Below are 11,762 nucleotides of genomic sequence, written 5' to 3' on the forward strand. Positions count from 1 at the left end.
CCAATCCAGGAGTGAATGTCATGACAGAAAAGAAGCATCCGCCGTGCCCCTATTCCAAAGAGGTTCAATTGAGGATCGCGGCCCGCGTAATAAAAAAGCACCTACCGGAAATCGAATCCCGCGCAAAGAAGCTGTTCCGTGACGACACGGGGTTTCGGGAGAAATTCGTATCCATGGTAGTGACTGCAATTCCGGGCATGATCGAGAGAGGTAAGCCACCCTTTAATGAGTGTATCCTGAAAGAAGACACGAAGGGCGTTGATTTCGAGAGATATGGGGGGCGCATATGGGGCCTCATTAATTCCCGGATGAGAAAAGACGAGGCGACACTTTGTGGACAACTTAAGACACGGAAAGAAAGACAGGAGAACGAAGAAAATGAGCATCCGGGCCCGTTAGATGGTGATATTGAGCAAGATGACGAACGGAGGGCCTTCTTCGAAATTGCCGAGGATGCTGTGGATGCACTAGTGGCGCTGCGTCTCATAAGGAGTATCGAAGGCGAGGCGTGGCTGCTCAGAGTACTTGACGGCTTGAAGTATCGTGAGATCGCACAAGAAATCGGAAAAAGCCTTCAACGTGCAGAAGTCTACGTCAAGAAAGTTCAAGGACTCCTTGAGAGAGAAGACGTCCAGAAGCAGATCCAAGACTACCTTAACCTCGATGCTAGGCCTCCGTGAGTCTTGCCAATTGGGACAATAACCAGTGAGCGGCACTGGACTTTGGGGTCATCACCCCACGCATTGGAGTAAATAAAATGCCTAGGCAGTCAAATAAACCAAATCTAGCTTCAGTAATCGACTGGGCTCTGGATCGAGCGCACAGACTTGATGAACTGGATAGTAGAGAGAGTTTTGAAGAACGGGATGCAAAGCCTTCAGGGTCTTGCTCCCTGGATGACGAGGTTGAGAAAGGCTTGCGTTCGGCCCTAGACGAACTGGGGATCCCGTACACAGAGGTCATGAAACACTACGACGAACCCGTCGTTATCGACGGCGAAGACGGCGCTTCATCTTCCGTTGCCCGCGCGGCTGACACTAACGCGCCGTCTGAGGAGTCTTACCCACCTGATCGGTCGGTTTCTTTGCTACCAAAGAGGTCGGCATCGGAGAACTGGACTTCCGTTTCCGCTGTTCTACCGCAAGATCAGCGTCTCGCTGCCTTCAGCCGCGCCGGTTATCGTGGCTGGTTGTCGGTCGTCGTGAAAATCGACGACAACACTGTAGCGCGGCTTAGGGCACTGTTCCGAAAGGATGGAAGAGCGCACATCGTACGTGTGGACTCTGGCGACAGCGTCATCGGCGTATTTGACGCTGACGGTCAGAACGTTGGAGAACTGAAGAAGGCGAACGACGAAGCGCTTGTCTTCTTGGGAAAAGACCAGCCGAAGGCGGCTGACCTCGTCGACCATTTGAAGATCAAGCTCTCGGATAGGTGATCCATGTACCGTTCGGAGGAATTGGCCCTGATCTCGGATGGCCATTGGTATTCCTTTTCCGAAGTCGTGACTGGTTCCCTGCTCGGGATCCATGAAGCTCTTCGTGATCGTGAATCTGGTGCCGATTTTGCCCGAGCGCTGTCCATTGCGAACAATCTCTTTGCATTTCTGGGTGAAAAAGGCATCGATCTAGACGCTGAAACATTTCCGTCGGTCGGATTGCCGAAGTCGCTAGTCAGAAATTTATGTAGAAAAAATGGCGCTTTACAGAGAATCTATAAGGAGGCAGAACGTCAAAATAGGGAAGCGGAACGCCGCAACAACGACGCGGAACGCAGCGATAATGAAGCAGAAGGCAGCGGCTGGCCCGAGAGCTTAATGTACTTTCTTATTGGCCTCGAGGACATCTTACCAAAGACCTTGCCCAGCCCGCGGATCGACCTGGCTAAGCTTCCAAAACAGGCAAGACTCGCCGCGCGGTCGAGTGAACAGGATACGCCGCTAGATATCCATACTGTTCAGCTCAGTGAGACAGTCCTTCGTCGTCTACGCCGCGTCGATATTCCTGTGGTCGAAGATGCGGACGGGGGGCTGGAGTGGGCGCTCTACGCCGCAGATCTCTCTTTCGAGGCTGCGCCGATACGAATGATCGATTGGCCGGGCTACGGTGGCGACGAAGAAATCCTTTCTAGTCGAGTCAGCAGTCGAAGCTTCGAAACCGGGGTCCAGCGCGGGTTCGAGGCTGCAGCGCGCCTCCTCCGGCGGCTCGGTTTCGGACCACCTGAAGGCAAGCCGAGGCTGGTCATTAAGAACGTCGTTCCTCCTGCGCTGCTCACTGGCGGCTCGGTAGCCCTGCCGGTCGCGGTAGAGACTTTGCGGCGCGTGCTCGAACTCGATCCACCTCTCTGTGCAGTCTCGGGTGAGATGGACCAGAATTACAGGGTCCTTCCAATCGATGCGGATGGCGCTCGCTACGCAGAAGGCAAGCTTGCCGCTGTTCTCGAAGAGGGTAGCTATGACCGGCTGGTTGCGGTCACCAATCAAGATCTTGGGCTACCTGGGCTCGATGCCATCATCGCCGAGGGTGCTTCTTTGGACGAGGTTGCGGTGCGCCTCTGGGGGGCGGACTATACTCGGAAAGTCGAAGCCGCAATCGAACAGGCGTTGCACGAAGTTGGCCTGGCCTATGGTTGGCAGGACGGGACAATGCCAACCACCGATGACGTCTTCGTGCGCACGGACAAGGCTGCATCCCTCGCAACTCAGATCATTGAGACTCCGGAACCCACCGTCTGGCACATCGGAGGGCCTGCGCGGTCGGGTAAGACCTGGATGGCATATGACGTGGCCGAAAGGCTGGAGGCGACAGGAAATTGGTCGACTCAGGTCGTTCGTTGCATCTCAGACGAGACAGACCCGATCAGCCTGACCAGCGGACTCAAAATGGCGTCGGCGCAACTTGGCAAAACCAGTGGTGCGGCGGCAAACCATCTCATTGTCGTCGATGGGTTGACCTATAACGAGGGTTTGCACGCGTTGACCAAAACGGTCAGCTCCATGTCGGGCGAATTGCGTGCGCATCTACTCCTTGTCCGCCGGTCCGACATCTCCAGCGATTGGGATCCGCCGGGCGGTGCTGACATTCAATCGATCTTTACGGTCGAAGACATCGCCGACTTCGTCGACGCGCTGAGTCAGCAATACGCTGGAATGCTCGCGCGACGGGGGGCCACGCCCGAAGCCCTACGACAGGACTACGCCGGCTCCATCGGTGATGCAGCACACCACCGCGGCCTTACCGCTGACCTATTCTGGATCTGTGAATACGCACGAACTGGCTACCGGATCGAGGATTACCGTGATTGGTTGATGTCCGAGGTCCAGGAGCGTGAGATAGAAAGCCTTCAACGGCTGGCTTACGCCACGTTGTACGCCATCAATTGCGAAGAAGAGCTCTGCGACACCTTGTCGATAGAGACGCGTAAGCGATTCCAGGTGATACGGACGAGCGATGGGCTTTTGCGGATTGCCCACCGAATTGCTGCACAGATGGCGCTTTGGGATCCCAACACGGCTGGAAACGACTTCAATCACCTTGAGCAGGGCCGTGGCGCAGAGGCCATCTTGCCGATTATCGCCCACGTCATTTCGCCGCCTAAGGACTCGGTGCTTGCGCATCGGCCCGCAAAGGCGCGTCGATTGACAGCAATAATTCGCGAACTCGGCGCATCATGGAAGACTACACTCAAGATCATCTTCCGTGGTGACAGGATAGACGACAAGTGGCTAGAGGCACGTCTGTCGAGAAGCTACCCCACTGAATTCGCTAGGATGTTTGAGGGCGCGTTTATTGACAAGCCTTGGGACCTCGCTCAACTGATCCTTGCGCTAGGCAGGTCACTTCGGACGCGCGATCGGCTGCACCTGCTGTCGAACATGGTGCACAGCATGATCAACGAGGCCAACGTCCGCAATCTCGAGTTCTCATGCCAACGCCTGCTCCTTTGCTATCGAGTGGTTGAAGAACACCAACTCGATTTCCTCGAGGCTACCTTTATCTCCGCAGCCGATGCCGACAGGCGTGAAGAGATCCTCGCACTGCAGTATAAAGTCTCGCAGCAATGGTCTGCTTACCTACATGTGCTTGCGCGAAAAAGCATCACATGTCGGGTTTTCCAACTGGAGAAGGATCCCTTTCAGCGCTTGCGAGTGTTTGAAAGGATGCTCAATCTGCATATGAGTGAGATGATAGCCGAGGCAGTTTCAGTGTTCCCCGAACTAAAAAAGGGTATGCACGCACTCGGTGACAGGAAGTATTCCTATCTGCGAAACATGCTCGACCTCATCGGCATCACAGTCTCTTCAAATGCTTTCGTCAAAGAGGACGACGTGCTGCACGAAGAATTCACGGGAGCCGAGTCTCAAATCAAAGAAATTTCCCTTCAGGAATGCCAACGTGCCTTTAACGACCGCAATCTTGGCAAAATGTGGGTCTTTGCCGATTGGGCCTGCCTCATGCTAGAGGTAAAAGGATTCAATCTTCGAGAAGATGTTGGAATTCTCGCGGAGATCTTCGACAGTCTTGCCGAAGTGTCCTCAGCGCGTGATATAATTTCGGCACTTGGAGCGATCTACAATCAACTGCCGCCGGCGACCACCAATATCGTCGCCCAAAGTCGGTTATTCAGAGATGATTCATTTATCTCCGATGGCAGTTCGGCTACTCTGAGCGACATATCAGACGTTCTGTTCGCGATGCAACGCTGGAACATCGCAAACGCCCAGAAAATTCTATATAAGGAAGGCTCAAGCGCTAAGCCGAATGAGCCCCTCACCAACTATCTGGCCCGACGCGTCAAAGCCGAGGGCGATTTGCGCAACGCAGGGCGTATCCTGCGGGCCGCTGGTCAGCTTGATAAAATTGTCGCCACCGATCTTGGCGAGGGTTTTGGCGCACGCTTCCTCGCGCATATTGGGAAGGATTGGATTGTCGATCGCGTCCGCCGGGAAAACCGCAGTGCCCTCATCTATTTTATCTTGCAAGGTCTCGTGCAGATCGGGCATGAGTGGCTGAATGATGTGCGTGACGATATCCTCGATCATCTCAAGAACGCTGTCGCGGACAGGCGGTTTCAGAAGTGGTCGGCTTCGCTTTGCGTCTTCCTACTGACAGACGAAACAGCTGCTCCAGTCTTTGCAGACGCGATCGTCGAGGGCAGAACCTTCGCTCGGAATGATATCCGCGAGGGGATGGAATCCGCTTTCAGCATTGACGCTCTTGAAGCGTATCACATGCTCGGAAGGATGCTGCCCGGGATCGGGTCGGATTTCGTCAGAGAGGTACACCTTGAGGCCTTCGCCGACGATCTGGCGCTGTCCCTGGCAGCGCCGCGCAATGGCGAACAAGCCCTGCGAGCCATTCGCGCCGTAGGCGCTACCTATCGCGAGTTCGACCCCGAGAAGGCCGCGGCCTTTTTCAAGCAGTTCAGTTGGGAAACTCAGCGTGCAGCTCTGCGTGCAGCGACTTTCGGTTCAGCCGCGTCTGCGCTGATGGTTCTCAGCGAACTGGACCGCGAGGAAACGATCGGCCTTATAGAGAGCCGCGCTGGCGCCGAGATCCTCCGGTTCAAGCTCAACCTCGCACTAAGCACGCCTGAGGCGGTGGCTGAGATCATCCATGCGTGCGAAAAGATCAAACGTGGTCTTGGGCGCACTGTACTTGCGGGGCAGCCGCCGATCTACCGCAGTATCCTCTTGGCCCGATTGCGCGCACTCCAGAACCCACGCAGCTATGCGATGTCGGCCAATCTCCTGGAATTGGCTTGGCCCGGGATCGGAGATCACACTGGCACCTTTTTTAGGGTTTGGGCCCATGAAATCGCCAACATTCGTTCACCGGCCGCCCTAGTCGAAATCCTCATGCTGCTTGAGAAACTCATGCAACAGGGCAAGAGCAAAGCTCTTCCGAGGGTAGCGGAGAGTATCGATGCCCAAAAGATCGCTCAGCGTCTTTCGTCGCACCGACAGATCGAGGATCTGAGCTTCGCACCTGCGTTGGCCATGATGCTCCATCGATCTGGCGAAATAAAACGGTCGGCGTTGATAAGGGAAAGTCTGTTTAGCACAACCGGGATCGAAAACATCGTGCCAGAGCATGTCTTTTTCGATTTGCTGATGCTCGCTGAACAAACCGGCGATCGCGCACCCGCTTCGCTTATTCATCGGATAGATTTACTCTTGCGTGAGCGAGGCCGTCGCAAATGGCAGCTTGACGCTGTGCGGTTCTGGCGTGCGTTTGGTGCCTACGGATTGGCGCGCAAGCTTCACCTCGGAGAAAGCTGGGCCGTCTTCGACCGGCCTCCCGAGACGCTACAGGTGCCTTTCGATCCTGCAACTCGAATCCTTGCCACAGCCGGGCTGTTGCGTTTGCCGTGGGTCGTACGTCACTCCGACAGCGCCTGGGAAGAGATCCGGTCACAGCCAAAGGTTGTTTCGAGGGAAATGCGGCCCCTCATTATTGCGCTCACGGGCCATCGCACCGAAATTGCTAAGAAACTCGAAGCGATCGCGCCAGAAAGCAATGCGCTCTTACAGATCCCGCCCTTCTCATTAAGCCGCACTCGACAGCTATCAGAGATAGCGAAACAGACGGTAGCCCAGCTTTGACTACGTGTGCTGTGCCGCTGCGCGCCGTCCTCTCCAATAGCCTGCATTCCTGTGGACCAGAGATTGCTTTCGGTGCAGGCTGCAGATCTGCAAGATTCTGGTATGGGACGAAGAGCTTAGCCTGGATTGGCAAGTAGTCACATTTTTTCGGAAGACAGGCACATGCAAGACCAACCCCGCTCCACCAATTTCTCCGGCCTGCTCGAGGACGCCCGGCGCCGGCTCGTGGAAACGGGGACCAGGAACCGCCTTATCCATGTCAACCGGTTCGCGAAGCGCGCCAATGTGCTCGACATCGTAGAGGAGCGAAGCGCAGACGTTTTCGACCTGCTGAAGACGCAAGGAAAGAAGATGCGCTTTCAGCCCCGCGATGAGGAAGAGGAGGATCAGCCCGAGGATGAGCCGCTTCTCTTAGCGTTGGCCGATGATGCGGAAGACCCTGAGGATCGCGAAGCCCGGTATCGGGACCTACTGCTGGAGACCCGGCTCGGCCCCGAGGCTCTGCAGCGCCGCCTCCTGCGCCTTTTCACAGACGCACGAACCGCGGAGGAGGAGCAGGGCGTCAACATTCTCTACCTCGCGATGGGGTTCCTGCGCTGGTACGAGAACGACAGCTCGGATGTCATGCGCGAGTCTCCCCTGATCCTGGTACCCGTCGAACTCGTCCGGGATGATAGGCGCGCCACCTTCAACCTGCGCGCCCGCGATACTGAGATCGTCACAAACCTTCCCCTGCAGGAACGGCTGCGCGCGGATTTCGGGCTCGAGCTGCCGGAAATCATTGATGACGAGAACTTCAGCCCCGAGTCCTATTTCGAAGAGCTCTCCGACCGTATCGAGGAGCGCGCACGATGGTCGATCGACCGGGACGGGATGCAGCTGGGCTTCTTCTCTTTCTCGAAGCTCCTGATGATGCGGGACCTCGAACCGGAGCATTGGCCCGAGGACGCCTTCGAGTCGCATCCGGTCTTGGCCGGGCTGCTCGACGGCGGGTTCGAGCGGTCCTCGCCCCTCTTCGGCCCACAGGAACGGCTCGACCTGCGGCTGGAACCGGGCCACCTTCTGCACGTCGTTCCCGCGGACGCCTCGCAGACCCGCGTGATCGAAGAGGTGCGCGCCGGCCGCAATCTCGTCGTGCAGGGACCACCCGGTACAGGCAAGTCCCAGACGATCGCGAACATCATCGCCGCGGCCGCCCATGACGGCAAACGGGTCCTCTTCGTGGCAGAGAAGATGGCTGCGCTCTCGGTCGTGCATGACCGCCTGCGCAAGGTGGGGCTCGGGGATCTCTGCCTCGAGATCCACTCGCGCGCCGCCAACAAGCGGGCATTTCTGGACGAGCTGGCGCGCACGCTGGCGGCCGGCGCGGCTATCCCCGAGATGCCCGGACCGCCAGAAGCGCTGCGCGAAGCGCGTGATCGGCTGAATGGAGTGGCGGACCTGCTGCATCAGCCGGTCCCCGGCTACGGGTTCACCCCATTCCGCGCGATGGCCGAAATCGCCCGTTTCGTCGGCAAGGACGCGCCCCCGCCACGGCTCCCGCGCGAGGGGTTGGCCGACCTGGACGAAGCGACGCGCAGAGACCTGGCGGACCGGATCGCGGCCTATGCGGAGTTGCTGGCCCGGACCGGCCCGCGCGCCGAGCACCCGTTCTTCGGGATCGGGGCGACCACGCTACAGCCCACAGACCTCCAGCGGCTTGAACCCGATCTGGCGCGCGCGGCCGATGCGGTCATGACCCTGCGCGAGACGGCGACCCGTGTGGCGAATTCAGCCGGACGGCCCTCACCGGGAAACCTCGAGGAATGTGAGACCCTCCATGCTCTCTTGATCGCGGCCGGAGACCGACCCGATGAGGCCCGCACGGCAACCGGTGCACTTCTTGCCCATGCCGCAGACCTGCGGCTCGGCGAAGCGCTTTCGGCTGGGTCTGCCTGGGCCGCGGCGCGCAACGACGCCGGCGCGACCTTCACCGAGGCCGCCTTCGGATTGGACCCGGCACCGCTCAGGGCACGACTAGCACCCGGGGTCGGCTCTTTCTGGTCCCGCCTTTTCGGACCCTATCGCGGGGCGAGCCGGGAGCTTGCGACCCTGCTGTCCGGGGCCCTGCCGAAATCGCCCGCCGACCGGCTGAGGCTCGTCGACACCCTGATCAACGTCCGAGGCCTCCGAAAGACGCTCACTGAGGAGGAAGGGTTCCTATCCTCCCTGCTTGGGCCGGACTGGCGCGGGGAGCGCACCCCTTTCGCTGCTTTGCAGGCGCAGGCCGCCTGGCTGGCCCGTCTCACCGGGGTCGCTACGATCGAAACATCCGAAGCGCTTGACCGGATCTGCGCGGCGGCCGACGCCACAGCGGAGTTGGCCCTCGCGCTGGACGCAGCACGGGCGGCGCTTGCAGAGCTCGAGAACCGGCTTGCCCTCGTCTGGGACGGGCAGACCCTCGCAGGGATCGAATCCCGGATCATCGGCATGCGCGACGGGATAGGCCGCTACGGGGAATGGTCGCGCCTCTCCGCCCTGTCGGCCCAGCTCGAAGCCGACGGTCTCGCCCCGCTGCTGGCCCTTCTCGATGAGGGTGTGATCGGACCGGAAAAGGCGATGGACGAGTTCCTCTATGCCAGTGCCGAGGCCCGCTGGGAAGCTGCGCGCGCTGCCATGCCGGATCTCGACGGGCTCGCCCATCTCGACCGCCACGCGCTCGTGGAGACCTTCCGCGGCCTCGAGGAGGCCCGGATGGAGGAGACCCGCCGGCTCGTGCGCGCCAAGCACCTCGCCCAGCTGCCCACGGGGGCGTCAGGCCAAATGGGGTTCCTGCGCGGCGAGATGGCCAAGCAACGCCGTCAAAAACCGATCCGGCAGATCATGCGCGCGGCGGGCCAGATGGTTCAGCGGATCAAGCCGGTCCTGCTGATGAGCCCGATCTCCATCGCACAATACCTGCCGCCGGGCGCGACAGAGTTCGACCTGCTGCTGATCGACGAGGCCAGCCAGGTCCGGCCCGAAGACGCGCTCGGCGCGATTGCACGCTGCCGCCAGATCGTCGTGGTGGGGGACCAGAAACAACTCCCGCCCACCAGCTTCTTCGACCGTGTCGCCGGCTCTGACGAGGAGGACTACGGGGAAGACGAGGAGGAGATCAAAACTGCCTCTGCCACCGAGATGGAGAGCGTGCTGACGCTCTGCGAGGCGCGGGGGCTGAATCCGGCCATGCTGGAATGGCACTATCGATCCCGCGACCCATCGCTGATCACCGTGAACAACGCCGAGTTCTACGAGCACCGGCTGATCCTTCCCCCGTCGCCGGTCCAGAACGATCCCGATTACGGGCTCGCGTTCCGCCGGGTGCCCGGCGTCTATTCCAGCCGCTCTCGCGGCGGCGGGCGACCCGGCACCAACCGGATCGAGGCCGAGGCGGTGGCCCGCGCCGTGGCCGAGCACGCCCGGAGCCGTCCAGACCTGTCTCTGGGCGTCGTCGCCTTCTCCAAGGCGCAATCCGACATGCTGACGGAGGCCCTCGAGATCGCCCGACGCGAGGACGAGATCCTCGACGCCTTCCTGCGCGAGGGACGTTCGGAGGACGTCTTCGTGAAGAACATCGAGAACGTGCAGGGCGACGAGCGCGACGTGATCCTTATCTCGGTCGGCTACGGACCCAGCGAGCCGAACGGCCGGCTCGCCTCAATGTCCTTCGGGCCAGTGAACGGCGAGGGGGGCGAGCGGAGGCTCAACGTGCTCTTCTCCCGGGCACGGACCCGTTGCGTTGTCTTCTGCTCGTTCGACCCGAACGACATCGACACATCGAGGACCAGCCGTGACGGGCCGCGGGTGCTCAAGCGTTTCCTTGAGTTCGCCCGCTCCGGCCAACTTGCGCAACCGGAAGCGAGCGGCGCGCCGGCTGACAGCCCCTTCGAAGAAGACGTCGCCAGCGTGATCCGAAACATGGGCTACCCCTGCGATCACCAGGTTGGTGCGGCGGGCTTCCGGATCGACCTCGGGGTCCGGCACCCCGACCAGCCCGGCCGTTACATCCTCGCTGTCGAGTGCGACGGGTCCGCCTACCATTCGGCGCTCTGGGCGCGGGAGCGCGACCGGCTGCGCCAGGACGTGCTCGAGGGGCTTGGCTGGAGGTTCCACCGGATCTGGAGTACGGACTGGTTCCATCGACGGCACGCAGAGATCGACCGCCTTCGAGCCGCGCTCGAGGAGGCCGCACAGGCCGATGGGCCCCATTACACGGGAGCAAACCGAGAGGGATTAAAGCCTGTTGAGGAAAAGCCCGAGACTGCTCCGGACGTGGAAACCGTGCTGCCCCCGCCACCCGAGTTGTCCGCGTCCGCTTACGAAGTCTCCAGCTTCACCGTGAAAGCGAGCTTCGAGCCGCATGAGGCGCCGCTACATCTGCTCTCGGACCTTGTGACGAAGATCGTTCAGGCGGAGGGCCCGATCCACCGCGACTTGATCGCGCGCAGGGTAGCTGAAGCGTTCGGCAAGAGCCGGACTGGCAGGCGCATTCGCGAGGCGTCGGACCGAGCGCTCGCGAGCGCCACGCGTTCGGGCGGGATCTTCGCTGACAGGGAGTTCGCGATGACCAAGGCACAGCAGGATGACCCGCCTGTGCGTGATCGGTCCGCGCCCACCGCACCAGGAACGGCCGGGCACCTGCCGCCGGTCGAGATTCGTGCGGCCGCTGCCCGGGTGGTCGCCGAAAGTGGGGATATGCCGCGTGAGGAATTGATCGTGGCCACCGCTCGGCTACTCGGCTTCGCCCGGGTAGGAGCGGATCTGCGCGGAGTGATTGACGGCACGCTCTCCAAACAGGTGTAATTCTCAGCAAGGCTTCTTGTCCATCGTCGCGATCAAGATGCTGAAGCCGTCCTCGGGTCGTTGGAACACCTCATTCAGCCGATCTTGGCACCCCAGAAGGACGTCTGCTCTGCTGCAAAATACCCGTCCTGCGCACGGAAACTGCCCTGCAGCTCGACTGTGTCGCCAACGGTCAGCACCACCATCGTCTGCAGCCAGAGCGCTGTGTGTTGATTTCCGCTGAGAAGTGACCCGGTAGCCCCCCAGATTTTCACTGAGAACTGACCCATGTGAACACGTTGCCCCGACGGATTTGGTCGGGGAGATATGGAGTGATCGACATGGGATTTTTGAG

Annotated in this window: 4 protein-coding genes and 1 pseudogene; 4 read left to right on the forward strand and 1 reads right to left on the reverse strand. The window is 60.0% G+C overall.

Annotation, left to right across the window (positions count from 1 at the left end):
• The first annotated feature begins 20 nt into the window (after positions 1-20).
• The 4 genes from ACTXGA_RS23615 (at position 21) to ACTXGA_RS23630 (ending at position 11,428) form a co-directional block, all read left to right on the forward strand.
• Positions 21-680 (forward strand): RNA polymerase sigma factor, encoded by a 660-nt coding sequence (locus ACTXGA_RS23615; protein ID WP_443397172.1) that lies wholly within the window; start codon positions 21-23, stop codon positions 678-680.
• Between the two features lie 281 nt (positions 681-961).
• Positions 962-1,438 (forward strand): hypothetical protein, encoded by a 477-nt coding sequence (locus ACTXGA_RS23620; protein ID WP_443397173.1) that lies wholly within the window; start codon positions 962-964, stop codon positions 1,436-1,438.
• Between the two features lie 3 nt (positions 1,439-1,441).
• Positions 1,442-6,604 carry a hypothetical protein gene (locus ACTXGA_RS23625; protein WP_443397174.1) on the forward strand — a complete coding sequence of 1,721 codons (5,163 nt, stop codon included), beginning with the start codon at positions 1,442-1,444 and terminating at the stop codon, positions 6,602-6,604.
• A gap of 162 nt (positions 6,605-6,766) precedes the next feature.
• Positions 6,767-11,428, forward strand: coding sequence for a DUF3320 domain-containing protein (locus tag ACTXGA_RS23630; RefSeq protein WP_443397175.1), 4,662 nt, complete (start codon positions 6,767-6,769; stop codon positions 11,426-11,428).
• A 74-nt stretch (positions 11,429-11,502) separates the two neighbouring features.
• Here the strand turns inward: ACTXGA_RS23630 and ACTXGA_RS23635 are convergent.
• A pseudogene (locus ACTXGA_RS23635) lies at positions 11,503-11,762 on the reverse strand (hypothetical protein); the annotation flags it as partial.

It is taken from the genome of Antarctobacter jejuensis (genome assembly GCF_052266595.1).
Lineage (GTDB): Bacteria > Pseudomonadota > Alphaproteobacteria > Rhodobacterales > Rhodobacteraceae > Antarctobacter > Antarctobacter jejuensis.

What these genes read in the sequence shown, in the direction of transcription:
- ACTXGA_RS23615 (WP_443397172.1), top strand. Translation starts at nt 21, where the DNA reads ATGACAGAAAAGAAGCATCCGCCGTGCCCCTATTCCAAAGAGGTTCAA.
- ACTXGA_RS23620 (WP_443397173.1), top strand. Translation starts at nt 962, where the DNA reads ATGAAACACTACGACGAACCCGTCGTTATCGACGGCGAAGACGGCGCT.
- ACTXGA_RS23625 (WP_443397174.1), top strand. Translation starts at nt 1,442, where the DNA reads ATGTACCGTTCGGAGGAATTGGCCCTGATCTCGGATGGCCATTGGTAT.
- ACTXGA_RS23630 (WP_443397175.1), top strand. Translation starts at nt 6,767, where the DNA reads ATGCAAGACCAACCCCGCTCCACCAATTTCTCCGGCCTGCTCGAGGAC.